Origin of the sequence: Streptomyces sp. NPDC056144 (assembly GCF_042264145.1) — a bacterium.
Classification (GTDB): domain Bacteria; phylum Actinomycetota; class Actinomycetes; order Streptomycetales; family Streptomycetaceae; genus Streptomyces.
The window spans coordinates 44021-68144 of record NZ_JBHJVF010000003.1 but is presented as its reverse complement, the minus strand read 5'-3'; the positions used below and the strand labels follow the sequence as shown (position 1 = coordinate 68144).

General features: G+C 71.4%; 22 protein-coding genes. 11 read left to right on the top strand and 11 right to left on the bottom strand.

Features of this window, described 5'->3' with window-relative positions; genetic code table 11:
• Positions 1-94 precede the first annotated feature (94 nt).
• Entirely contained in the window at positions 95-1828 is a 1734-nt protein-coding gene (locus tag ACFC0Z_RS11160) for a purine-cytosine permease family protein (protein ID WP_376435259.1), read from the bottom strand.
• 178 nt (positions 1829-2006) lie between these two features.
• Positions 2007-2759: a GntR family transcriptional regulator gene (locus ACFC0Z_RS11155; protein ID WP_376435257.1), complete on the bottom strand. Its 753-nt coding sequence runs from the start codon at positions 2757-2759 to the stop codon at positions 2007-2009.
• 283 nt (positions 2760-3042) lie between these two features.
• Between ACFC0Z_RS11155 and ACFC0Z_RS11150 the strand changes: the two genes are divergently transcribed.
• Positions 3043-4371: a glycoside hydrolase family 18 protein gene (locus ACFC0Z_RS11150; protein ID WP_376435255.1), complete on the top strand. Its 1329-nt coding sequence runs from the start codon at positions 3043-3045 to the stop codon at positions 4369-4371.
• A 169-nt stretch (positions 4372-4540) separates the two neighbouring features.
• Here the strand turns inward: ACFC0Z_RS11150 and ACFC0Z_RS11145 are convergent, their stop codons facing one another.
• Positions 4541-5734, bottom strand: coding sequence for a DUF4190 domain-containing protein (locus ACFC0Z_RS11145; RefSeq protein WP_376435252.1), 1194 nt, complete (start codon positions 5732-5734; stop codon positions 4541-4543).
• 110 nt (positions 5735-5844) lie between these two features.
• The gene (locus ACFC0Z_RS11140) at positions 5845-7422 is read right to left on the bottom strand and encodes a S8 family serine peptidase (RefSeq protein WP_376435251.1); all 1578 of its coding nucleotides are present in this window, start codon (positions 7420-7422) and stop codon (positions 5845-5847) included.
• A gap of 219 nt (positions 7423-7641) precedes the next feature.
• Here ACFC0Z_RS11140 and ACFC0Z_RS11135 point away from each other — a divergent pair, with 219 nt between their 5' ends.
• Both ACFC0Z_RS11135 and ACFC0Z_RS11130 read left to right on the top strand, forming a co-directional pair.
• Positions 7642-8772, top strand: a complete 1131-nt coding sequence (locus tag ACFC0Z_RS11135; protein ID WP_376435248.1) for a threonine synthase — start codon at positions 7642-7644, stop codon at positions 8770-8772.
• Positions 8773-8818: 46 nt separating this feature from the next.
• Positions 8819-9400 (top strand): Uma2 family endonuclease, encoded by a 582-nt coding sequence (locus tag ACFC0Z_RS11130; RefSeq protein WP_376435246.1) that lies wholly within the window; start codon positions 8819-8821, stop codon positions 9398-9400.
• A gap of 80 nt (positions 9401-9480) precedes the next feature.
• Here ACFC0Z_RS11130 and ychF read toward each other — a convergent pair whose 3' ends face one another.
• On the bottom strand, positions 9481-10569 hold the full coding sequence (gene ychF / locus ACFC0Z_RS11125) for a redox-regulated ATPase YchF (RefSeq protein ID WP_376435243.1): 1089 nt from the start codon (positions 10567-10569) through the stop codon (positions 9481-9483).
• A gap of 430 nt (positions 10570-10999) precedes the next feature.
• Between ychF and ACFC0Z_RS11120 the strand changes: the two genes are divergently transcribed.
• Complete coding sequence (locus tag ACFC0Z_RS11120) at positions 11000-11485, top strand: DUF6542 domain-containing protein (RefSeq protein ID WP_376436634.1); 486 nt, start codon at positions 11000-11002, stop codon at positions 11483-11485.
• A 24-nt stretch (positions 11486-11509) separates the two neighbouring features.
• Here the strand turns inward: ACFC0Z_RS11120 and ppgK are convergent, their stop codons facing one another.
• On the bottom strand, positions 11510-12265 hold the full coding sequence (ppgK, locus tag ACFC0Z_RS11115; RefSeq protein ID WP_376435241.1) for a polyphosphate--glucose phosphotransferase: 756 nt from the start codon (positions 12263-12265) through the stop codon (positions 11510-11512).
• A 29-nt stretch (positions 12266-12294) separates the two neighbouring features.
• On the bottom strand, positions 12295-13326 hold the full coding sequence (locus tag ACFC0Z_RS11110; protein ID WP_376435239.1) for a 4-hydroxy-3-methylbut-2-enyl diphosphate reductase: 1032 nt from the start codon (positions 13324-13326) through the stop codon (positions 12295-12297).
• Positions 13327-13380: 54 nt separating this feature from the next.
• Between ACFC0Z_RS11110 and ACFC0Z_RS11105 the strand changes: the two genes are divergently transcribed.
• From ACFC0Z_RS11105 to ACFC0Z_RS11090, 4 genes are all read left to right on the top strand, one after another.
• The gene (locus ACFC0Z_RS11105) at positions 13381-14757 is read left to right on the top strand and encodes an APC family permease (RefSeq protein ID WP_376435236.1); all 1377 of its coding nucleotides are present in this window, start codon (positions 13381-13383) and stop codon (positions 14755-14757) included.
• 111 nt (positions 14758-14868) lie between these two features.
• Positions 14869-16116, top strand: a complete 1248-nt coding sequence (gene xseA / locus ACFC0Z_RS11100) for an exodeoxyribonuclease VII large subunit (RefSeq protein ID WP_376435233.1) — start codon at positions 14869-14871, stop codon at positions 16114-16116.
• A 48-nt stretch (positions 16117-16164) separates the two neighbouring features.
• Positions 16165-16407: an exodeoxyribonuclease VII small subunit gene (locus ACFC0Z_RS11095; RefSeq protein WP_376435230.1), complete on the top strand. Its 243-nt coding sequence runs from the start codon at positions 16165-16167 to the stop codon at positions 16405-16407.
• A 224-nt stretch (positions 16408-16631) separates the two neighbouring features.
• Positions 16632-17222 (top strand): malonic semialdehyde reductase, encoded by a 591-nt coding sequence (locus ACFC0Z_RS11090; protein WP_376435227.1) that lies wholly within the window; start codon positions 16632-16634, stop codon positions 17220-17222.
• 62 nt (positions 17223-17284) lie between these two features.
• Here the strand turns inward: ACFC0Z_RS11090 and ACFC0Z_RS11085 are convergent, their stop codons facing one another.
• Positions 17285-17818: a DUF4245 domain-containing protein gene (locus ACFC0Z_RS11085; protein WP_376435224.1), complete on the bottom strand. Its 534-nt coding sequence runs from the start codon at positions 17816-17818 to the stop codon at positions 17285-17287.
• Positions 17819-17935: 117 nt separating this feature from the next.
• On the opposite strand from ACFC0Z_RS11085, the gene glpX reads away from it, so the two are divergent.
• Positions 17936-18970: a class II fructose-bisphosphatase gene (gene glpX / locus ACFC0Z_RS11080; RefSeq protein ID WP_376435221.1), complete on the top strand. Its 1035-nt coding sequence runs from the start codon at positions 17936-17938 to the stop codon at positions 18968-18970.
• Between the two features lie 96 nt (positions 18971-19066).
• On the opposite strand, the gene ACFC0Z_RS11075 is transcribed toward glpX, so the two are convergent.
• Both ACFC0Z_RS11075 and ACFC0Z_RS11070 read right to left on the bottom strand, forming a co-directional pair.
• Entirely contained in the window at positions 19067-19438 is a 372-nt protein-coding gene (locus ACFC0Z_RS11075) for a WhiB family transcriptional regulator (RefSeq protein WP_376435219.1), read from the bottom strand.
• A gap of 134 nt (positions 19439-19572) precedes the next feature.
• Positions 19573-20331, bottom strand: coding sequence for a DUF1707 domain-containing protein (locus ACFC0Z_RS11070; RefSeq protein ID WP_376435216.1), 759 nt, complete (start codon positions 20329-20331; stop codon positions 19573-19575).
• A gap of 262 nt (positions 20332-20593) precedes the next feature.
• Between ACFC0Z_RS11070 and ACFC0Z_RS11065 the strand changes: the two genes are divergently transcribed.
• Together ACFC0Z_RS11065 and ACFC0Z_RS11060 are read left to right on the top strand one after the other, a co-directional pair.
• Positions 20594-21442 carry an NAD(P)H-binding protein gene (locus ACFC0Z_RS11065; RefSeq protein ID WP_376435213.1) on the top strand — a complete coding sequence of 283 codons (849 nt, stop codon included), beginning with the start codon at positions 20594-20596 and terminating at the stop codon, positions 21440-21442.
• Positions 21443-21701: 259 nt separating this feature from the next.
• A complete protein-coding gene (locus tag ACFC0Z_RS11060) occupies positions 21702-23372 on the top strand; it encodes a fumarate hydratase (RefSeq protein ID WP_376435210.1) in 1671 nt (556 codons plus the stop codon).
• A gap of 82 nt (positions 23373-23454) precedes the next feature.
• On the opposite strand, the gene ACFC0Z_RS11055 is transcribed toward ACFC0Z_RS11060, so the two are convergent.
• Positions 23455-24120: an NADPH-dependent F420 reductase gene (locus ACFC0Z_RS11055; protein WP_376435208.1), complete on the bottom strand. Its 666-nt coding sequence runs from the start codon at positions 24118-24120 to the stop codon at positions 23455-23457.
• Between the last annotated feature and the right edge of the window lie 4 nt (positions 24121-24124).

The following is a 24124-nucleotide window of genomic DNA, read 5'->3' as shown; positions in this document are numbered from 1 at the left end:
TATGCCGGAGCTTACGCCTGACCTTCACTCAGCGGATATGTGTTTGCACAAAGAGATACGGATCGGCCGGTAACCGACGGAGGGAGGCCGAACGTCACGCCTCGGCTGTCCGCGAGGGCAGCGTGGGTACGGGCAGCAGGACCGGCGCCCCGGCGCCCTCCGGGTCCTTGCGGCAGACGTCGCCGCAGGTCGCGTCGAGCGAGCAGCAGAGGGAGCAGACGGGGCCCGAGCGGACCGGGCAGTCGGCGATGTCGGGGAGCTCGTACGCCGTCTCGCACTCGGCGCACGTGTGGGTCGCCCGCACGTCGGCCACGTCGACGCCCGGTCCGTTCACCGGGTTCGGGCGGGCCAGGTAGTAGCGGCCCTTGGTGGCCCAGGCGATCAGCGGGCAGAGGACGAGGGCGAGCCCGGCGGCGATGAAGGTGGAGAACGCCTCCGCGTAGGTGCCGAAGAGGCCGAAGAAGGCGAGGATCGAGACGACGGAGGCGATGACCATCGCCCCGAAGCCGGCCGGGTTCACCGCGTACAGGTAGGCGCGCTTGAACTCGATGTACGGCGGGCTCCAGCCGGCCCGCTTGTTGATGACGAGGTCGGCGGCGACGGCGGCGATCCAGGCGATGCCGACGTTGGAGTAGAACCCGAGCAGCTTGCCCAGGGCCGCGAACATGTTCATCTCCATCAGCGTCAGCGCGATGGCGAGGTTGAGGAAGATGTACCAGACGCGGCCGGGGTGGCGGTGGGTGACGCGGGAGAAGAAGTTCGACCAGGACAGCGAGCCGCTGTAGGCGTTGGTGACGTTGATCTTGACCTGGGAGACGATCACGAAGAGCGCGGCGGCGGGCAGCGCGAAGGTGCCGAGCCAGGGCTTGAGCGCCTCGATCTGCGGGGCGATCGGCTCCAGGGCGTGGGTCTTGCCGACGGCCTCCAGGGCGACGAAGGCGAGGAAGGCCCCGCCGAGCTGCTTGGCCGCGCCGATGATCACCCAGCCGGGTCCGGCCGCGAGCACGGCGAGGTTCCACCGGCGGCGGTTCGTCTCCGTCTTCGCCGGCATGAAGCGCAGGTAGTCGGCCTGCTCGCCGATCTGGGCGATGAGGGAGAGCGCGATGCCGGTGCCGAGACCGAAGCCGACCCACGAGAAGCCCGCGCCGGCCCCCTCCGTACCGCCGAAGGAGGCGAAGGCGCCCCAGGCGTCGGGGGCCTCGAAGGCGAGGACGACGAACGGGAGGACCATGCCGATGATCCAGATCGGCTGGGTCCAGGCCTGGACCTTCGCGAGCGCGCCCATCCCGCGGAAGACGATCGGGATGACGATCAGCGTGGTGACGAGGTAGCCGATCTCGACGGGAAGGCCGACGGCCTGGTGCATGGCCTGGGCCATGATCGAGCCCTCGAGCGCGAAGAAGATGAAGGTGAAGGAGGCGTAGATGAGGGAGGTGAGGGTGGAGCCGAAGTAGCCGAAGCCCGCGCCTCGCGTGATCAGGTCCATGTCCAGGCCGTACTTGGCGCAGGCCCGGGCGATGGGGATGCCGGTGAGGAAGATGATCGCGGCGGCGGTGAGGATCGAGGCGAAACCGCTGGTGAAGCCGTAGGTGAAGACGATCGAGGCGCCGATCGCGAAGTCGGCGAGGTAGGCGATGCCGCCGAGCGCCGTCCCGGCCACGGTCACCGGCGACCAGCGCCGGAAGGAGTGCGGGGCGTAGCGCAGCGAGTAGTCCTCGCGGCTCTCGTCGGCGGCGAGCTTGGCATAGCTGCGGCGGGGCGGCGTCGGGGACGGGGGCGGCGGGGAGACCGCACCCCCCGAGGCAGAAGTGAGGGCCGTGTCCGTCATGAGGGCTCCTGTGGTCCGACCGGATCGCGGGTACGGACCAGGAACGTAGGAGCCGGTCGTGACGGCACGTCACAACGCGCGATTGCGGGCCGGTTACGCGCCCCGACGTGCGGTTAACTCACGGAAACACGCCCCGGACGACGGACCCCGCTCACCGGACCGGCCACCCGACGGGCCGTCATCTGACCGGCAGGTGGTACGAGATCCGGTAGCGGTCCGCCGGGACCACGACGTCCGCCGTCTCGACGGCCCGCCCCGACGCGTAGTACGTCCGCTCGACGACCATCACCACGTGCCCCGGCACGCCGCCGAGCTCGACGAGCTCCTCGGCGAGCCCGGGCCGGGCGCCGACCTGCTCCACCACGTTGTCCACGACGACGTCGATCGCGGCCATGCGCTCCACGACACCGCAGCCGCCGAGCGGGCCCTCCTCGGGCAGCATCACGGGTGTCCGCCCCGTGACGGCGAGGGGCTCCCAGGAGGTGGAGACCATCATCGGCTCGCCCCCGTCCCGGTACACGTACCGCGTGCGCATCACGCGGTCGCCCGGCTCGATGTCGAGCCGCGCGGCCACCTCGGCGCTGGCCGGCTCCTGCGCGCTGCTCGACTCCCAGGTCCCGCGGGCCCCTTCGATCGCCTGCTCCTGCCGGAACGGGGTGGCGCCGGACGCGGGGCGGTAGCCGGAGCGGGCGATCCGGCGCGGCACCGGGCGCTCGCGCACATACGTCCCCGAGCCGGAGCGGCCCTCGACGAGCCCCTCCGCCATGAGCACCTTGCGGGCTTCGAGGGCCACGGTGTCCGAGACCCCGTACTCCTCGCGGATGCGGGCCTGCGACGGGAGACGCGTGTGTGGCGGAAGCGAGCCGTTCGCGATCTTCTCCCGCAGATCGCTCGCCACGCGCAGATAGGCGGGCTGCTCACCGAACGTCACAGGACACTCCCCTCAGGTTGACTTACAGCTACAGAGTGACAACCGAGGGTCGCCGAGCGCAAGCATGGGCCAAAGTTTCACTCGAAGTGATGACTGCCTGGTGGGGGGCTTGCTACCGCCGGTCACCGGGAGTAAGTGGCACCTGACCCCTTGACCTCATTGGTCCAGACCAATACTTTCCTGTGCCAGCACGTCCATCGCCGAGCTCCACGCACAGCTCCACGCACAGCTCCACGCACAGCTCCACCCCGCAAGCTCCCTCCGCTCCCACAGGAACGAGCCCATGCGCCCCAGAGCCTTCACGAAGCTGACCCTCGGTGCCGCGGCCGCGGCCACCCTCGGCCTCCTCGCGACCCTGACGCCCACCGCGAGCGCCCACGAACGCCCCTCCGCCCCCGCCCACCCCTCCCCCGCCCTCAAGCGCGTCGGGTACTTCACCCAATGGGGCATCTACGGACGGGACTTCCAGGTCCAGGACCTGGAGACGAGCGGCACGGCCGCCAAGCTCACCCACATCAACTACGCGTTCGGCGTCGTCAGTTCGGACGGCAAGTGCGCCACCCCCGACACCTGGGCCGACTACGTGCGCCCGGTGGACGCCGCCAACTCCGTGGACGGCGTCGCCGACACCGCCGAGCAGCGGATCGCCGGAAACTTCAACCAGCTGCGCGAGCTGAAGGCGCTGCACCCGAACCTCAAAGTCATGATCTCGCTGGGCGGTTGGAGCGGATCGGCGCACTTCTCCGACGCCGTGCGCACCCAGGCCGGACGCAAGGCCCTCGTGGCCTCCTGCATCGACCTCTTCCTCAAGGGCAACCTCCCCGCAGACGGCGCGCGCGGCGGCGCCGGGGCGGCCGCCGGGGTCTTCGACGGCATCGACCTCGACTGGGAGTGGCCCGGCTCGGAGGGCAACCCGGGGAACGTGATCCGCCCCGAGGACAAGCCCAACTTCACCAAGCTCGTACGGGAGTTCCGCACGCAGCTCGACGCGTACGGGCGCTCGCTGCCGAAGCGCACGCACTTCGACCTCAGCGCGTACGTGCCGACGGCGCCCGCCAAGATCGACGCGGGCTTCGAAGTCGCGGCGATCATGCGGGACTTCGACTTCGTGAACCTCCAGGGCTACGACTTCCACGTCTCCGGCGAGACGACCACGGCCCAGCAGTCCGCGCTCTTCGCGAAGAACGACTGGAGCGTCGAGGGGACCGTGAAGTCCTGGCTGCGGCGCGGCGCCCCCGCCCACAAGCTCGTGGTCGGCATGCCCTTCTACGGCCAGGGCTGGACCGGCGTCACGGGCGGCGGCGACGGCCTGGGCCAGCCCGCGGCCGGCCCCGCCCCGGCGACCTGGGTGGCCGGCACGGAGGACTACAAGCACCTCAAGAAGCTCGCCGAATCGGGGACGTACACGCTCTACCGGGGCCACCGGAACGGCCACGCCTGGCTGTTCGACGGCACCACCCTGTGGACCTACGACGACCCGACGGTGCTGCGCACCAAGGCGGAGTACGTCCGCCGGACGGGCCTGGGCGGCGCCATGGTCTGGTCGCTCGACGCCGACACGGCGGACGGCGAACTGATCACCGCGATCGACCGGGGCCTCACCCGCCGCTGAGGCGCGAGGAAGGTTCCTCCCCCTGAACCGCGGACCGGCCCCCCTCCGGCAGTGCGTCCCGGGGTCACGACGGTCGGTCACGGGCCCTCGTGACCCCGGGCCACGGCACCCGGTCCGCACGCGACGGGGCCGGGTCTCCTGACGAGACCCGGCCCCGTTCCCGTACCGCTCAGGCGGAGCCGGTCCCGCCGCCGGTCGCCCCGCCGCCGGTCGCGCCGCCGCCGTCCCGCTCCGGCAGGGTGTCCGTCAGGCCGAGACCGGTCCGCGCGTCGGCGCCGAGGTCCTCGGGCAGGGCGTCCCAGGCCGCGTCGTACGCGTCCCAGTACGCGTCCGCGTCGGGCGCCGTGGCGAGCTTCTTCCACAGCGCCGAGGCCTCGTCGAGCTCCTTCCCGAGCGCCGCGACGGGGGCCGTGGAGGCGCCGGGCCAGCTCTGGGCGTCGAGCCCCGTCCGGGCTCCGTCGATCGCCGTCAGCATCTCCTTCGCCCAGGCCTTGTTCCCCGCGAAGTCCTCGTCCGGGTCCTCCTCGGGCTCCCGGTAGCCGGCCTCCTCGACCGGGTTGAGCGCCGTGAGGAAGGCCAGCTGGTCGGCGGTCAGGGTGGTCGCGTCCGCCCGTACCGACCCCGTGACGGGCTTCTTGTCGGTGGCGAACGTGCAGGTCACGGTCCGGTCGCCGGTGCGCCAGCTCTCCTTGGTCGGGTAGTAGTAGGAGACCAGGAGCCGCTCGGGGATGGCCCAGGAGTCCCTCGCGTAGGCGAGGTTCACCGTGTCGCAGCGTTCGTCGGCCTGCTCGAAGATCTCCTTCTCCCCCGGCCACTTGGCGTAGCCGATGAGCTTGAAGCCACCGGTGACCTCGCCCTCGTGGGGCTGGTCGCAGTCGAGGACCTCGACGTCGGTCACCTCGCCCCCGTCCCTGGCACCCTCGTCGAAGCACTGCCCGGTGCGCAGCGAGAACGGCGTCTTGGTGCGCGCGGCCTCGTCCATGCCCTCCTTGAACTCCTCGCCTATCGCGCGGAACGCGCCGGTGGCGAAGCCGAGGACGACGAGCAGGCAGCTGACGGCGGAGAGGACGATTCCGGTGATCGCGAAGCCCTTGCCGCGCTGCCCCTTCTTCTTGATCTGCGGGAGGGCGAAGAGGCCGAGGACCAGGCCGAGCGGCGGGAGGCAGCAGACGAACCCGGTGACGAAGGAGGCGACCGCGAGCCCGTTGGTGGTGGGCCGGGGCGGGATGCCGTAGGGGCCGGGGGCGTACGGCATCCCGGGCGAGGTGTACGGGCCGGGGGCCTGCGGGGCGGGCCAGCCGCCCTGCTGCGGAGGCTGCAACTGCGGAGGCTGCGGCGGCTGGTGCGGCGGGGTCGGCTCCACGGCGGGGTGCTCCTAGGGGCGACTGACACGAACAAACGATCGGTCGCACATCGTACGGAAGGGGCGGCCTCCCGAAGGAGACCGCCCCCTGACTACGTACTGCTACGGGCTCAGAACTGCAGGGCCCAGGAGTCGATCTTGCCGACGTCCGCGGCGGCGTTGTCGGAGACGCGGAGCTTCCACGTGCCGTTGGCGACCTCGGAGGAGGCGTTCACGGTGTAGGTGGTGTTGATGTTGTCCGAGCTGCCGCCGGTGCCGTACGCCTTCAGCGTGTAGGCGGTGCCGTCGGGGGCTATCAGCTGGACCTGGAGGTCGCCGATGTAGGTGTGGACGATGTTGACCGGGACCTGGAGGGTGGCCGGGGCGTTGCCGGAGACGCCGCTGACGGTGACCGGGGACTCGACGGTCGTGTTGTCGGCGATGGCGAAGTCGGCGGTGTTCTCGAAGCGCGGCCCGGGCGGGGTGGTGGTGCCGCCGCCGACGTACAGGAGCCGGTTCGGGGAGCCGGTGCCGGGGCTGGTGACGACGTTCGGGGTGGCGGCGTTCACGAGGGCCGTGGAGACCTGCGCGGGGGTCGCCGTCGGGTTGTCCGCCAGGTAGAGGGCGGCGGCGCCGGCGACGTGCGGGGTCGCCATGGACGTACCGGAGATGGTGTTGGTGGCGGTGTCGCCCGTGCCCCAGGACGAGGTGATGTTGGATCCGGGGGCGAAGATGTCCAGGGCCGAGCCGTAGTTCGAGAAGCTGGAGCGGGCGTCGGTGTTGGTCGTGGAACCGACGGTGATGGCCTCGGCGACGCGCGCCGGGGAGTAGTTGGAGGCGTTGGAGTTGTCGTTGCCCGCGGCGACGGCGTAGGTGACGCCGGAGGCGATCGAGTTCTTCACGGCCGTGTCGAGCGCGGTGTCGACGCCGCCGCCGAGGCTCATGTTGGCGACGGCGGGCTTCACGGCGTTCTGCGTGACCCAGTCGATGCCGGCGACGACCTGCGCGGTGGTGCCGGAGCCCTGGTTGTTGAGCACGCGGACGGCGACGATCTTCGCCTTCTTCGCGACGCCGTACGAGGTGCCCGCGACCGTACCGGCGACGTGCGTGCCGTGGCCGTGGCCGTCCTGGGCGACGTTGTCGTTGTCGATGGCGTCGTAGCCGTTGAAGGCGCGGCCGCCGAAGTCGGTGTGCGAGATCCGCACGCCGGTGTCGATGATGTACGCGGTGACGCCCTGGCCCGCGCTGTCCGGGTAGGTGTAGCTCTGGTTGAGCGGGAGCGCCTTCTGGTCGATGCGGTCGAGGCCCCAGGAGGGCGGCGACGGCTGGGTGGCGTCGACGGTGAAGACGCGGTTCTGGACGACGGACTTCACGGCGGGGTCGGCCGCGAGCTTCTTCGCCTGCGCCTCGGAGAGCGCGACGGCGTAGCCGTTGAGCGCGGCGGTGTACGTCCGCTCGATCTTCGCGCCGAACCTGGCGGCGACCGCCCGGCCCTTGGCGGTCTCCGCCTGGGCGGACTCGTCGAGGGTGACGATGTAGCTGCCGGGGATGGCGCCTTCGGCTCCGGCGTTCTCGATGACGCCCTCGGCGGCGGCCGGTGAGGCGGCGGCCGGGAGGGTGGAGGCGGAGCCGAGGGCGAGGGCGACGACGGCGACGGCCGCGGCCGCCGCGAGCCGGCTGCGGCGCTGTGGATCACGCATCACTGACATGTGAGGGGTCCTCCTCATTGGTGGTGCGTTGCTGTGGGGGTGTGGCGGGCGCACGGGAGGCACGTGACGACGCGAGGGCATACTTAAAGACATGCCCATGACAAGTCACGATTTCTTCAAGTCCGCCTGCCGATCGAAAGATTGACGGATCCATAGGAATCTCACAAGAGGCACGGCGAACGGGACACGCGGCCGACACACGGCTGACACGCTGACCCCATGAGCACCCCCACGGACACCTACCTCTGCCGGAACTGCGACGTCCGGTCCCCCACGACCGCGCTGACCTGGTGCTGCCCGAAGTGCGGCGGCCCCTGGGACCTGGAGACGCCGGAACCCCACCCTCCCCTCCCGCCCCTCCCCGCCCTCGCGCCCCGCACGAATTCCCTCTGGCGTTACACGGAAGCGCTCCCCGTGATGCCGTACGCCCCCGAGGTCACCCTCGGCGAGGGCCGCACGCCCCTCGTCCCCCTCACCGACACCGTCTCGGCCAAACTCGACTTCCTGATGCCGACCCTCTCCTTCAAGGACCGGGGCGCGGTGATGCTCGCCGCCCACGCCCTGCGCCTCGCCCGCCTGGGCCTGGTGGACCGGATGGTGGCGGACAGCAGCGGCAACGCGGGCACGGCGGTGGCGGCGTACGGGGCGCGGGCGGGCCTGGCCACGACGGTGTACGTCCCCGAGGGCACCAGCCCGAAGAAGCTGGAGCAGATCAGGGCGCACGGAGCGGAGGTGGTCGAGGTGGCCGGCGACCGCGAGGCCACGGCGAGCGCCGCGCGGGAGGCGGCGAACGCCCCGCGCACCTTCTACGCCTCGCACGTCTACAACCCGTACTTCCTCCAGGGCACGAAGACGTACGTCCTCGAACTCTGGGAGGACCTGGGCGGCCGGCTCCCGGACACGATCGTGGTCCCGGTGGGCAACGGCACCCTCCTCCTGGGCGCGGCCCTGGCCCTGACCGAACTCCGCGCCCAGGGCCTCACCGACTCCCGCCCCACCCTGGTGGCGGTCCAGGCCGAACCGGTCTCCCCCCTGGCCCGGGCCTTCCACGCGGACACGGACACCCTCCCCCCGACCCCGTCCCGCCCCACCCTCGCCGAAGGCATCGCGATCACCGCCCCGCCCCGCGCCCGCCAGATCCTCGAAGCGGTACGCGCCACCGGCGGCACGTTCCTGACGGTCACCGACACCGACATCCGCACCGCCCAACAGGACCTGGCCCACCGAGGCCTCTTCGTCGAACCCACGGCGGCAGCCTGCTGGGCAGCCATCCGCACCACCCCACCCCACCCGGGCCTGACGGTGCTCCCCCTGTGCGGCGCGGGCGCGAAGACGGGGATGGCGCCCTGAGCCCGCGGACGACGCCCCGTGGCCGGTCAAGCCCTAGGCTTGCCGCATGACCTCACTGCCCGACTGGATGCGCCCGCCGCGCGCGGAAGGCTGGTTCGCGGAGGACCTCGACCGCCTCCCCGAGGCGCCGCGCCACACTGAACTGATCGACGGAGCCCTCGTCTTCATGATGTCGCCCCAGCGGGCCTGGCACGGCCGCCTCGTCACCGCCCTGACCACCGCGCTCATGGCACAGACACCGGCCGGTTTCGAGGTCGAGCGGGAGATGACCATCCGCCTCGACGCACGCAACCGCCCCGAGCCGGACCTCCTGCTGACCAGCCTGCCCTACGACCCCGACCGCACCTGGTACGCCCCGGAGCACATCCAGCTCGTCATCGAGGTCGTCTCCCCCGAGTCCGCCCACCGCGACCGCACGGTGAAGCTCCGCAAGTACGCGGAGGCCGGCATCCCGCACTACTGGCGCGTCGAGGACGAGGACGGATCACCCGTCGTCCACGTCTACGAGCTCGACGAACCCACCGGCGCCTACGCCCCCGCCGGAATCTTCCGCGGCACCCTCACCCGCCCCGTCCCCTTCGAGGTCACCCTGGACCTCGACAAGCTCACACCGCCCCGCACGGGCTGAGCGCGGACCGGCGGGCGGACACGCGAACAGGGCCGGACTCCTTCGAGTCCGGCCCTGTTCTCTTACGGAGTCACCCGTGACTAGACGTTGAAGCGGAACTCCACCACGTCGCCGTCCTGCATGACGTACTCCTTGCCCTCCATGCGGGCCTTGCCGGCGGCGCGGGCGTCGGCTACCGAGCCGGTTTCGACCAGGTCGGCGAAGGAGATGACCTCGGCCTTGATGAAGCCCTTCTGGAAGTCGGTGTGGATGACACCGGCCGCCTCGGGGGCCGTCGCGCCCTGCTTGATCGTCCAGGCGCGGGATTCCTTCGGGCCGGCCGTCAGGTAGGTCTGGAGGCCGAGGGTGGCGAAGCCGACGCGGGCGAGGATGGCGAGGCCGGGCTCCTCGGCGCCGACGGACTCCAGGAGCTCCATGGCGTCCGCCTCGTCGAGCTCGGCGAGGTCCTGCTCCAGCTTGGCGTTGAGGAAGATGGCCTCGGCCGGGGCGACCAGGGCGCTCTGCTCGGCCTTGAAGGCCTCGTCCGTCAGCTCGTCCTCGTCGACGTTGAAGACGTAGAGGAAGGGCTTCGTGGTGAGGAGGTGGAGGTCGTGGAGGAGCTCCGCCTTCTCCGAGCCCTGGACGATGCCCTGGGAGAAGAGGGTGTCGCCCTTCTCCAGGATCGCCTGGGCGGCCTCGACCGCGGCGACCTTCGGCGCCGTGTCCTTCTTGATCCGCATCTCCTTCTGGAGGCGCGGGAGGACCTTCTCGATCGTCTGGAGGTCCGCGAGGATCAGCTCCGTGTTGATCGTCTCGATGTCGTCCTTCGGCGAGACCTTGCCGTCGACGTGGACGACGTTCTCGTCCTTGAAGGCGCGGATGACCTGGCAGATCGCGTCCGACTCGCGGATGTTCGCGAGGAACTTGTTGCCGAGGCCCTCGCCCTCGCTCGCGCCGCGCACGATGCCGGCGATGTCGACGAAGTCGACCGTCGCCGGGAGGACGCGCTGCGAGCCGAAGATCTCGGCGAGCTTCGTCAGGCGGGCGTCGGGGACACCGACGACGCCGACGTTGGGCTCGATCGTGGCGAACGGGTAGTTGGCCGCCAGCACGTCGTTCTTGGTCAGGGCGTTGAACAGGGTCGACTTGCCGACATTCGGCAGACCGACGATTCCGATCGTGAGCGACACGGTGGCGACTTCCTGAAGTGTGGATGGTGGGCCGATCCCCCAGTTTACGGGCGGGTCGCGGTGGGCGGTGACGCCGCCCGCCTCCCGGGATCCCGGTGATCTCCGGGTCAAGGTCACCCAAAGGGCGTGTCCCGGACCCGTTTCCCGGCCCTTCCCGACCTACGTTGGTGGTGTGGAGCAGCACAGGACTAGTCAGCCGCCCGGCCGCCGACGGCCCCGGAACCCCGTTTCCGCGCCCCCGAAAGCGCCCGCGGCACCCGCCGAGTCTCAGGGTGCCCGTGTGGAGGGCGTGATTCTGGAGGGGGGCGCGGCCGTGTACCGCGCCCGAGGCCTGCGGCCGGGCGGGCCGGACTCCCGGCCCGTCGGTGCCGGCCGGTTCGAGCCCGTCGCCGCCCGGGCCGCGGTGGGCGGCGGCTCCGCGCGGGCCGCGATGGGCGGTGCTGCCGCCGCCCGGCCCGTACCGCCGGTCGTCCTCGCCCTCCGCCGGCTGCCCTCCCCCCGCCTCACGGGGCTCGGCGCCGGGCTCTTCGCCTCCGTCGCCATGCTGGTCGTCGGCTTCCTCGACCGGCTGCTCCTGGACGGCTCGCCCCTCGTCTTCGGGCTGCTGTTCCTGCCCGTCAGCGCCCTCACCGCCCTCTGGGTCCGTACCGCCGACCTGGTCACGGCCCCCATCGCCGTCCCCATCGCCTTCGCCGTCGGCGTCGTCCCCATCGCCGGCGGTACGGGCGGACTCGGCGGCCAGGCCATGGCCGTGGTCACGGCCCTCGCCGTCCACGCGGGCTGGCTGTACGGCGGCACGCTCGTCGCCGGGCTGATCACCTGCGTACGGAAGGTCGTGGACATGGGGCAGCGGCGGCGGAGGCCGGCGCCGCCGAAGCGCCGGCCCCGAGACCTCTCAGCCGATTCCGAGACCTGACCTCTCAGCCGGCCCCGAGACCCCTCAGGCCTTCGCCGCCGTCATCGCCGCTCCCACGATCCCCGCGTTGTTCTGCAGCTCCGCGGGGACGATCTCCGCGCGGATGCCCTCGATCAGGGGCAGGAACTTGTCCGCCTTGCGGCTCACGCCGCCGCCGATGATGAACAGCTCCGGCGAGAACAGCATCTCCACGTGGGCGAGGTACTTGGTCAGCCGCCGCTTCGCCCAGTGTTCCCAGGTCAGGCCCTCGTCGTCCTTCGCCTTCGTCGACGCCCGCTTCTCCGCGTCGTGGCCCTTCAGCTCCAGGTGGCCGAGCTCCGTGTTCGGGACGAGCCGGCCGTCCACGAAGAGGGCCGAGCCGATGCCCGTGCCCAGGGTCAGCAGGATCACCGTGCCCTTGCGGCCCCGGCCCGCGCCGAAGGTCATCTCGGCGACGCCGGCCGCGTCCGCGTCGTTCAGGACGGTCACGGGGAGTCCGCCCAGCCGGTCCGAGAGCAGGGTGCCCGCGTCGACGCCGATCCAGGACTTGTCGACGTTCGCCGCCGTACGGATCGTGGAGCCGGTCACCACGCCGGGGAAGGTCACCCCCACCGGGCCCGTCCAGCCGAAGTGCTCCACGACCTCCGCGACACAGCCCGCCACACCGTCGGGTGTGGCGGGCTGTGGGGTCAGTACCTTGTGGCGCTCCTCGGCGAGCGCGCCGCGCTCCAGGTCCACGGGGGCACCTTTGATGCCCGAGCCGCCGATGTCCACTCCGAAGAGGCTGACGAAGTCGTTCATGGACCTACCGTACGGGCCGCGGCACGGTCTTACCCGTTCTTGCCGAGGCTCTCCGCGACCGCCCGCAGGTCCTTGTTCCGGAGCTCCTTCGGGAGGGAGAAGGTCAGCGACTCGTCGGCCGTCTTCACGATCTCGACGTCCGCGTAGCCGCGCTCGGACAGCCACTCCAGGACCTCCTGCACGAGGACGTCCGGGACGGAGGCGCCGGAGGAGAGGCCGACGCTGGTCACGCCCTCCAGCCAGGCCTCGTCGATCTCGCTCGCGAAGTCGACGAGGTACGCGGCGGGGACGCCGGCCTGCTTGGCGACCTCGACCATGCGGATCGAGTTCGAGGAGTTCTTCGAGCCGACGACGATCACGAGCTCGGCCTGGCCGGCGAGCTCCTTGATCGCGGTCTGGCGGTTCTGCGTGGCGTAGCAGATGTCGTCGGACGGCGGGGAGATCAGGTTCGGGAACTTCTCCTTCAGCGCGTCGACCGTCTCCATCGTCTCGTCGACCGAGAGCGTGGTCTGGGAGAGCCAGACGACCCGGTCGGGGTCGCGGACCTCGATCTTCGCGACGTCCTCGGGGCCGTCGACCAGCTGGATGTGGTCGGGGGCCTCGCCGGAGGTGCCGATGACCTCCTCGTGGCCCTCGTGGCCGATGAGGAGGATGTCGAAGTCCTCGTTGGCGAAGCGGACGGCTTCCTTGTGGACCTTGGTGACCAGCGGGCAGGTCGCGTCGATCGTCGCGAGGCGGCCGACGCGGGCCTCCTCGTGGACGGCGGGGGCGACGCCGTGCGCGGAGAACATCACGATGTTGCCCGGCGGGACCTCGGTCGCCTGGTCGACGAAGATCGCGCCCTTCCGCTCCAGCGTCTGGACCACGTACTTGTTGTGGACGATCTCGTGGCGGACGTAGATGGGGGCCCCGTACTGCTCGATGGCCTTCTCCACGGCGATCACGGCACGGTCCACGCCCGCGCAGTAGCCGCGGGGAGCGGCGAGCAGGACACGCTTCGGGCGGTTCGTCACGGGGGCGGACTCGGGCGTCGACGCGGGCGTTGCAGTCATGCGTCCCATCGTAAGGCCGCGTCGGTGAGCGGTTTGGCCGGTGCCGTGGCCGAGACTGGCGCCATGGCTGAGGAGACGGGCGGCGGGACGCGGGGGGCGGAGCCCCAGGGGCACGAGGGGCTACGACGGAATCTCGGGTTCCGCGACCTTGTCGTGTACGGACTGCTGTTCATCGCCCCGATGGCCCCCGTCGGGGTCTTCGGCACCCTCGACGCCAAGTCGGACGGCGCGGTCGCACTGGTGTACCTCGTGGCGACCGTCGCCATGGCGTTCACGGCCTTCAGTTACGCGCAGATGATCCGCGTCGCCCCGCAGGCCGGCTCCGTCTTCACGTACGCCCGCAAGGGCCTCGGCGAGGGGCCGGGGTTCATCGCCGGGTGGATGGCGATGCTCGACTACCTCCTCATCCCCGCCGTCGCCTACCTCTTCGCCGGCATCGCCATGGAGGCGCTGGTCCCCGAGGTCGACCGGTGGGTGTGGACCGGGATCGCCGTGGTCGTCACCACCCTGCTCAACCTGTGGGGCGTCCGGGCCGCGGCCCGGGTCGGCTTCGCGGTGCTCGCCATGGAGATCGTCGTCCTCCTCGTCTTCGTCGTCTCGGCGGTCGTCGTGCTCGTACGGGACGGGGCCACGCGCGACTGGTGGTCGCCGCTCACCGGCGACAGCGGCTTCTCGCTCGCCGCCGTCCTGGGGGCCGTGTCGGTCGCCGTGCTCTCGTACCTCGGCTTCGACGCCATCGCCTCCTTCGCCGAGGAGGTCACCGGGGGTTCGGCGAAGGTCGCGCGGGCCGTGCTCTTCTGCCTGGCCCTCGCCGGGATCCTCTTCGTCGCGCAGACCTGGCTGGTCGCCCTCCTCGAACCGGTCTCCTCCGCCGAGCTCGCCGCCGACCCGGCGAAGCAGGGCTCGGCCTTCTACGACGCCGTCGACGCCTCCGTCGGCGGCTGGCTGCACGACCTCGTCGCCGTCTCGAAGGCGATCGGCGCGGCCTTCGCCGCCCTCGCGGGGCAGGCGGCCGGCGGGCGGCTGCTCTTCGCGATGGGCCGCGACCGGCGCCTTCCGCACGTCCTCGCCCGTACGGACTCGGGCGTTCCGCGCGTGGCGCTGCTCGTGTCGGCGACGGTCACGATGACCGCCGCGCTGTGGGCGGCGAGCCGGGACGACGGCCTCGACCACCTGGTCTCGGTGGTCGACGTCGGCGCGCTGACGGCCTTCGTCCTGCTGCACGCGAGCGTGGTCGGCTGGTTCGCGGTGCGACGGGCCGAGGGTCCGCCGAACTGGCTCAAGCACGTCGTCGTCCCCGTGCTCGGCGCGGCGATCCTCGTCGCGGTCATCGTGGAGGCGTCCACGGCGGCCCAGGTGGTGGGCGTGGCGTGGCTGGGCGTGGGCCTGGTGGTGCTGGCGGTGCAGGGGGCCACGCGGACACCGGCCGTACGCGAGTAACGAGACGTACGTGAGCAGGAGGCGTACGCGAGCAGGAGACGTACGTGATCTTGTACGGCTCCGCTGCCGCGCGGTCCTGACGTTGTCGTACCGCGCGGTTACGCTCGGTCCATGGCTCTGACTACGTCCGCCGAAGCACCGCTTCCCGTCGGTGAGGTCTCCCGGCTGATCGGGGGCTGGATCGACCGGCTCGGGGCGATCTGGGTCGAGGGGCAGATCACGCAGCTGTCGCGGCGGCCCGGCGCCGGGGTCGTCTTCCTGACGCTGAGGGACCCCTCGTACGACATCTCGATCGGCGTGACCTGCTACAGACAGGTCTTCGACTCCGTCGCCGACCTCGTCTCCGAGGGCGCCCGGGTCGTCGTCCACGCGAAGCCGGAGTGGTACGCGCCGCGGGGGCAGCTCTCGCTGCGGGCCGTGGAGATCAAGCCGGTCGGGATCGGCGAGCTCCTCGCGCGCCTGGAGCAGCTCAAGCGGGGCCTGGCCTCCGAGGGGCTCTTCGCGCTCGACCGGAAGAAGCCGCTCCCGTTCCTGCCGCACCTCGTCGGGCTCGTCTGCGGGCGCGCGTCGGCGGCCGAGCGGGACGTCCTGGAGAACGCGCGCCGCCGCTGGCCCGCCGTCCGCTTCGAGGTGCGGAACGTGCCGGTGCAGGGCGTGAAGGCGGTTCCGCAGGTCGTCCAGGCGGTGAAGGAGCTCGACGCCCACGAGGAGGTCGACGTGATCATCGTCGCCCGGGGCGGCGGCAGCGTCGAGGACCTGCTGCCGTTCTCGGACGAGCAGCTCGTCCGGGCCGTCGCCGCGTGCCGTACGCCCGTGGTCTCGGCCATCGGGCACGAACCCGACACGCCCCTCCTCGACCTGGTCGCCGACCTGCGGGCCTCGACGCCGACCGACGCGGCCAAGAAGGTCGTCCCGGACGTGGGCGAGGAGCTCGACCGGGTGCGCGGGCTCCGGGACCGGGCGCTGCGGACCGTGCGCGGACTCCTGGAGCGGGAGGAGCGCGGGCTCGCGCACGCGCTCGGGCGGCCCGTCATGGAGCATCCGCAGCGGATGGTCGAGGTCCGCGAGGCCGAGGTCGACGCGCTGCTCGCCCGCAGCCGCCGGGTCCTCGGGCACCTTCTGGACCGGGCCGACTCGGAGCTGTCCCACACGCACGCCCGGGTCAGGGCGCTGTCGCCCGCCGCGACGCTGGAGCGCGGGTACGCGGTCCTCCAGCGGGCGGACGGGGCCGTGGTCCGCTCCCCCGAGGAGGTCGCGGACGGCGAGGAGCTGCGGGCCCGGGTCGCGGAGGGCGAGTTCGCGGTGCGGCGCGTGGCCGGGACCGGGACCGGGACCGGGACCGGGACCGATCAGGCCTGATCGGTCCGGGATAAGGAAGCAAGCAACAACCGGAGGGTGGAGACACACATGGCGGTCGACAGCAGCGCGGAAGAGGCGGCGCTCGGGTACGAGCAGGCGCGCGACGAGCTGATCGAGGTCGTTCGACGGCTCGAAGCGGGCGGAACGTCCCTGGAGGACTCCCTCGCGCTCTGGGAGCGTGGCGAGGAGCTGGCGAAGATCTGTCGCCGGCGCCTCGAAGGCGCCCGGGCCCGGCTCGACGCCTCGCTCGCGGCGGAGCGCGCGGCCGGGGAGTCCGAGGACGGGGAGTAGCCCGGTCACGTCGGTTTGTTAACGCGGCACGAAGAGTCGTCGGCGCAGGGGCCCGGCCCCCGTACCGGCGGCGTAGACTCGGGCTCGGCAGTGAAGCGGATCACTATCCGGATTAGGTAGTTGAAGTTTCACCAACTTTGGGCGTACTGTCGAGGCATCGCTCGGAACGTCGTGAAGAGCGACTCCCCAGCGATTCCCCCTTTGCAGTCCGGAAGGTACGCAGCATGTCTCTCGCCCTTGACTCCGCAGCCCAGGATCTCCTCTTCCGCGAGGCCCGCACCGCCAACACGTTCACCGACGAGCCGGTGACCGACGAGCAGGTCCAGGCGATCTACGACCTGGTGAAGTACGGCCCCACCGCCTTCAACCAGACCCCGCTGCGCATCACCCTGGTCCGCTCCCCCGAGGCCCGCGAGCGCCTGGTGAAGCACATGGCCGAGGGCAACCAGGCGAAGACCGCCTCCGCCCCGCTGGTCGCGATCCTCTCCGCGGACAACGAGTTCCACGAGGAGCTCCCCACCCTCTTCCCGCACTTCCCGGCGGCCAAGGACGTCTTCTTCTCGGAGCGCCCGGTCCGCGAGCAGGCCGCGACGGTGAACGCGTCCCTCCAGGCCGGTTACTTCATCCTGGGCATCCGCGCCGCCGGCCTCGCCGCCGGCCCGATGACCGGTCTCGACTTCGCCGGCGTCCAGAAGGAGTTCCTGGACGACGACCACACCCCGCTGATGGTCATCAACATCGGCCACGCCGGCGAGAACGCCTGGTTCCCGCGCTCCCCGCGTCTGGCCTACGACGAGGTCATCACCACCGTCTGAGCCTGAGCACGACATACGAAAGGGCCCCGCACTCCTCGGAGTGCGGGGCCCTTTCGCGCGTCCTAGACCTTCTTCGACTGGAGCGCGCCGGCCATCTCGGCCAGCTGCTCGAAGGAGGCCGTGCCGGTGACGACGGTCGTCGCGCCGCCCTCGGTGCGGACGAGCGCGTCGTACTTCGGGCCCTCCCAGCGGTGCCAGACCTTGCCGGCCACCGTCTGGGTCTTCCCGGTGTCCTTGGCCTCCTGTGTGACCTCGGGCACGTACTCGCGCGGCGCCGCCGTCGACTGGTGGATCGCCACGTACTGCGTGTCCGGGGAGAGGAAGCCGAGCTGCCACGCGTCGGACTTCTCGCGCTTGTACGAGACGACCGTCGCCTTCCAGCCCTCGCCGAGGCCCTCGGGGGCCAGCACCGGGTACGGCGCCGCCCGCTGGGCCGTCAGGAGCTCGACCCGGTAGTCCTTCGCCTTGACCGGCGCCGCTTCCTCGTCGTGCGGGATGAAGAGGTACATCACCCCCGCCGCGATCATGATCACACCAAGGGACTTGATCATCCCGCGTACCGTCTGCCTGCCTCGCATACCTGCCACGCCCCCCATGGTCGCATCACGGTCTCGCGCTCATACGTGGGGCCCTCTGCTCATTTTGTCGACGTACCGATAGAGTCGCAGCACCCTCTTATTTCCGGCCGTCGCCGTACAGAAAGGTGCGTTCCGATGACCGAGCACCAGAACCTTCCGCCCGAGCTTGTCGTTTCCCCCGAGGCTCCCGACCGCAACCTGGCCCTTGAGCTGGTGCGCGTCACCGAGGCCGCCGCCATGGCCGCGGGCCGCTGGGTCGGCCGCGGCGACAAGATCGGCGCGGACGGCGCCGCGGTCAACGCCATGCGGACCCTGATCTCCACCGTCTCGATGGACGGCGTCGTCGTCATCGGCGAGGGCGAGAAGGACGAGGCCCCGATGCTCTTCAACGGCGAGCGGGTCGGCGACGGCACCGGCGCCGAGGTCGACATCGCCGTGGACCCGATCGACGGCACCACGCTCAACGCCAAGGGCATGCCCAACGCCATCGCCGTCCTGGCCGCCGCCGACCGCGGCACCATGTTCGACCCGTCCGCGGTCTTCTACATGGACAAGCTGGTCACCGGCCCCGAGGCCGCCGACTTCGTCGACATCAACGCCCCCGTCTCGGTCAACATCCGCCGGGTCGCCAAGGCGAAGAACTCCTCGCCCGAGGACATCACCGTCGTCATCCTCGACCGCCCCCGCCACGAGGGCATCGTCAAGGAGATCCGCGAGACCGGCGCCCGGATCAAGTTCATCTCGGACGGCGACGTCGCCGGTTCGATCATGGCCGTCCGCGAGGGCACCGGCGTCGACCTGCTCATGGGCATCGGCGGCACGCCCGAGGGCATCATCTCCGCCTGCGCCATCAAGTGCCTCGGCGGCGTGATCCAGGGCAAGCTGTGGCCGAAGGACGAGGCCGAGCGTCAGCGCGCGATCGACGCGGGCCACGACCTGGACCGCGTGCTCTCCACGAACGACCTGGTCAGCGGCGACAACGTGTTCTTCGTCGCCACCGGCATCACCGACGGCGAGCTGCTGCGCGGCGTGCGCTACCGCGCCGAGACGGCGACCACGCAGTCGCTCGTCATGCGCTCGAAGTCCGGCACGATCCGCCAGATCGACTCGACGCACCGGCTCTCGAAGCTGCGCGCGTACAGCAAGATCGACTTCGACCGCGCCAACTGACGCCCGGGCCCACGGCCCGTCGTCGGCGTTCGGCAGTACGAAGAGGGGCGCCCCCATGTGCGGTGGGGGCGCCCCTCCCCGTATTCCCGCTTCCCGTCAGCCGGCCTGGGCGATCCGGTCCGCCGCGGACGCCTTCTTCAGCTCCACGTCCCGCCGCCGGCGCCGGGCCAGGACCACACGGCGCTCGGCCGCGGTGAGCCCGCCCCACACCCCGTACGGCTCCGGCTGGAGCAGCGCGTGCTCCCGGCACTCGACCATCACGGGACAGCGCGCGCAGACCCGTTTCGCCGCCTCCTCGCGGGCGAGGCGCGCGGCGGTCGGCTCCTTGGAAGGGGCGAAGAACAGCCCCGCCTCGTCCCGACGGCACACCGCCTCCGCGTGCCAGGGGCCGGCCTCGTCCTCCCTGACAGGGGTGCGCTGAGGGGGGACGGCGGCGACCTGGAGGGGCTGATGCGGCAGTTGCAGCACGGTCTACTCCTGACGACGGCTTCGCGAGCGAGCGGCGATGGAGCAGCCCTACCCGCTGTGCGCGCGCCTATGCACCGGGTGCCCTCCGGTTCCCGTCAGCGGACGCCGGACGGCGACTTTCGGTCAGGGCGCCGTCAGTGGCCGAGGTGCTTGCGCAGCTTGTTCTGGAGGTCGGTGACCCACTTGCCGCGCTTGGGGCGTGCCTCCACGTTCCCGAAGACCGAGTAGCCGTTGACCACGACGACCGGCGCCTGCGGATCGACGCCTTCCAGGGTCACGACCTCGAAGTTGCCGAAGACGCCGCTGCCGTTGCCCCGCAGGCTGATGTTCTCCGGGACCCTGACCTCGACGTTCCCGAAGATCGCGGTGGCGTTGATGGTGGTGAGCCGCTGGGCGAAGAGCGCCTCGGTCAGGTCGATCTCGATGTTGCCGAAGAGCGAGAAGGCGTTCGTCCGGGGGCTGACGCGCCAGCGGCCCTTGCGGGTGGTGCTGGAGAAGATCGCGACCAGGCTGTCGACCGGTCCCTCGGGCTCCTCCCCGTACACGGGCGCCGGCTCCGGCTTGCGCTGGGCGAGGGAGCCCGGCAGGTCGCCGACGATCGGCTCCAGCTCGCCGACGGTCTTGGCCCGGTAGACGGCGTCGATCCGGTCCGCGTGCTCCTCGGCGTCGAGCCGGCCCTCGGCCAGGGCGTCCCCGAGGATGTCCGCGATCCTGTCCCGGTCCGCGTCGGACGCCCGCAGCGATCCCTGGGGGTCCGCGAAGGCCGGGGCGGGGGCCGGAGCGGGCGCCGGAGCCGGGGCGGGCGCGGGGGCCGGGGCGGAGGCGGGCGCGGGGGCCTGGGCGGGCGCGGATTCGGGGCCGGGTCCGGATTCGGGCTTCTTTTCGAGGTCCACCCGACCAGCCTAGCCAAACGCGATAGATCGCGAACAGAGGGACGTCCCCTAGGGGATACCTCCGGGTCGGGGACGGAAACCGAACGGAGAGGCGCGCATGGCGGGTTGAAGCCACGGCGGGACTCCGCCTCTCCCGGACACCCCGGCGCGTCGCGCGGTCCGTCGCCACGGGAACTGACGGCCGCTCGGGCCGACGCTTGACCTCAACCTTGGTTGAGGAGCGAGAGTCCCGTCATCGAGCACCAAGACGAGGAGACCGACGATGACGCAGCCCAGGATTCTGGTGACCGGAGCGACCGGAAGGGTCGGCGGCGCGGTGGTGGCCCGGCTGCACGCGACGGGCGTGCCCGTGCGGGCGCTCGTACGGGGAGCGGCGGACCTCCCCGAGGGCGTCGAGGCGGTACGGGGCGACCTCGCCGATCCCGCGTCGCTCGGTGCGGCCCTGGAGGGCGTCGACGCGGTCTTCCTGGTGTGGCCGTTCCTGAGCGCCGAGGGCGCGTCGGTCGTGGTCGACGCGATCGGGAAGCACGCCCGGCGGGTGGTGTACCTGTCGTCCGCCGGGGTCGGCGCCGCGGAGGAGCCCGGCGACCCGATCACCGCGTTCCACACGGAGCTGGAGCGGCTGGTCGAGGCGTCGGGCCTGGAGTGGACGGCGCTGCGGCCCACCGGGTTCGCGAGCAACACCCTGGGCTGGGCGGAGGAGATCCGCGCCACCGGTGCGGTACGGGCTCCGCTGGCGCGCCTGGCCCGCCCGCTGATCCACGAGGCGGACATCGCCGCGGTCGCCGTCCAGGCCCTGACGACCGACGCCCTGATCGGCACCCGCCCCCTCGTCACCGGTCCCGAACCGGTCACCCAGGAACGGCAGGCGGCCCTGATCGGCGAGGCGATCGGGCGGCCGGTGCGGTTCGAGGAGATCACCCTGGACGAGGCCGTCGAGCGGATGAGGGCCGCGGGGTACCCGGCCGATCTCGTCGACGCCGTCCTGCCGGCCCAGGCGGAGATGCTCGACCGCCCGGAGCCGGTGAACGACGAGGTGGAGCGCATCACGGGGGCTCCGGCCCGGTCCTTCCGGGAGTGGGCGGTGGACCACGCGGCGGACTTCCGCTGACCTCGCCGCTCCGGGCGAACCCGTACCGCCTGACGGTCACCGCGGCCCAGTAGAGCCCCGTAAAGACGCCGCAACGGCGCGGTCCCGGTGCCTGGGGGTGTCTTGCCGATCAGGCCGCGAGCCCGGCCTGATCGGCAAGACACCCCCTAGTGAGCCTTACCTCACAGGATCGGGGCCGCGCCCGCGGCATACGCTGGAGGGCGCGCCCGCCAACGGAGGCGGCGCGCAGCTGTCTGCCGAGTGAGGAATGGCCGCCGTCATGCCAGAGTTTTCGTACTCCGATCTGCTCCCCCTGGGAGAGGACACCACGCCCTACCGCCTGGTGACCTCCGAAGGTGTCTCCACCTTCGAGGCCGACGGCCGTACGTTCCTCAAGGTCGAGCCCGAGGCCCTGCGCAAGCTGGCCGCCGAGGCGATCCACGACATCCAGCACTTCCTGCGCCCGGAGCACCTGGGCCAGCTGCGCCGGATCATCGACGACCCGGAGGCGTCGAGCAACGACAAGTTCGTCGCGCTCGACCTCCTCAAGAACGCGAACATCGCCGCCGCCGGCGTCCTCCCGATGTGCCAGGACACCGGCACCGCGATCGTCATGGGCAAGCGCGGCCAGAACGTGCTGACCTCGGGCCGCGACGAGGAGGCCCTGTCGAAGGGCATCTACGACGCGTACACGAAGCTGAACCTCCGCTACTCGCAGATGGCCCCGGTCACCATGTGGGAGGAGAAGAACACCGGCTCGAACCTGCCCGCGCAGATCGAGCTGTACGCGACCGACGGCGGCGCGTACAAGTTCCTCTTCATGGCCAAGGGCGGCGGCTCGGCCAACAAGTCCTTCCTCTACCAGGAGACCAAGGCGGTCCTGAACGAGGCCTCCATGATGAAGTTCCTGGAGGAGAAGATCCGTTCGCTCGGCACGGCCGCCTGCCCGCCGTACCACCTGGCGATCGTCGTCGGCGGCACGAGCGCCGAGTTCGCGCTCAAGACCGCGAAGTACGCCTCCGCGCACTACCTGGACGAGCTGCCCACCGAGGGCGACGCCGCCACCGGCCACGGCTTCCGGGACAAGGAGCTGGAGGAGAAGGTCTTCGAGCTCACGCAGAAGATCGGCATCGGCGCGCAGTTCGGCGGCAAGTACTTCTGCCACGACGTCCGCGTCGTCCGCCTCCCCCGCCACGGCGCCTCGCTGCCCGTCGCGATCGCCGTCTCCTGCTCGGCCGACCGCCAGGCCGTCGCGAAGATCACCGCCGAGGGCGTCTTCCTGGAGCAGCTGGAGACCGACCCGGCGCGCTTCCTGCCGGAGACCGAGGACTCCCACCTGGACGAGGCCGGCGACGTCGTCACCATCGACCTCAACCAGCCGATGGACGAGATCCTCGCCGAGCTGACCAAGTACCCGGTGAAGACCCGCCTCTCCCTCAACGGCCCGCTGGTCGTGGCGCGCGACATCGCGCACGCCAAGATCAAGGAGCGCCTGGACGCGGGCGAGGAGATGCCGCAGTACCTGAAGGACCACCCGGTCTACTACGCGGGCCCGGCGAAGACCCCCGAGGGGTACGCCTCCGGTTCCTTCGGCCCGACGACGGCCGGCCGCATGGACAGCTACGTCGAGCAGTTCCAGGCGGCGGGCGGCTCGAAGGTCATGCTGGCCAAGGGCAACCGCAGCAAGCAGGTCACGGACGCGTGCGGCGCGCACGGCGGCTTCTACCTCGGCTCGATCGGCGGCCCGGCGGCGCGTCTCGCGCAGGACTGCATCAAGAAGGTCGAGGTCGTCGAGTACGAGGAGCTCGGCATGGAGGCGGTCTGGAAGATCGAGGTCGAGGACTTCCCGGCCTTCATCGTCGTCGACGACAAGGGCAACGACTTCTTCCAGAACCCGGCCCCCGAGCCGACGTTCACGCACATCCCGGTGCGGGGCCCGGGTCTCTCCTGACCCTCGCGCCACACGAGCCCCCGGTCCGCCCTCCGCGAGCGAGGACGGGCCGGGGGCTCCCCCCGGTGCGGGCCGGGGAGCCTCAGTCCCGTGGGCCCGAGGCGTAGGCCAGGGGCGGCGCGATCGTCCGTACGTCCGCGCCCTCCGCCACCCACAGTCCGATGAAGAGCGCGGCGGTCGCCTCCAGGAGCCCGGCGCGGTCGAGCCCGCCCCCGGCCATGGGCTCGCAGCCCATGTCCCGGACGAGCCGGCGTGTCCGCGCGAGTGACTCCTCGTCGTCCCCGCAGACCGGGACGCCCAGGGGCGCCCCCTCGAAGACCGGCGGGGTCATCCGCCAGACGTCCTCGTGGCAGAGGTTGAACGCCTTGACGACGTGCGCGCCCGGCGCCGCCCCGGCGAGACGGCGTGCCGCCGAGGGTCCGCCCTCCGTCAGCAGCCGGAACCCGGGCCCGACGGGATTGGCGCAGTCGAGCAGGGTCTTCCCCGTCAGTTCCGACCGGTGTTCCCGTACGACCTCCTCGCCCACGCCGTACGGCAGCGCCGCGAGCACCACCTCGCCGAAGCCGGCCGCCGCCCGCAGGCCGCCGTGGCTCGCGCCGCCGCCGTGCCCCGCCGCGCCGACGCGGGCCGCGAGCCGCCGGGCGGCCTCCTCGTTCCGTCCTCCGACGAACACCTCGTGTCCGGCCCGCGCCCACTGCGTGGCCAGGGCGTCCGCCATGTTGCCCGTTCCCAGTACGCCGATCCTCATGTCG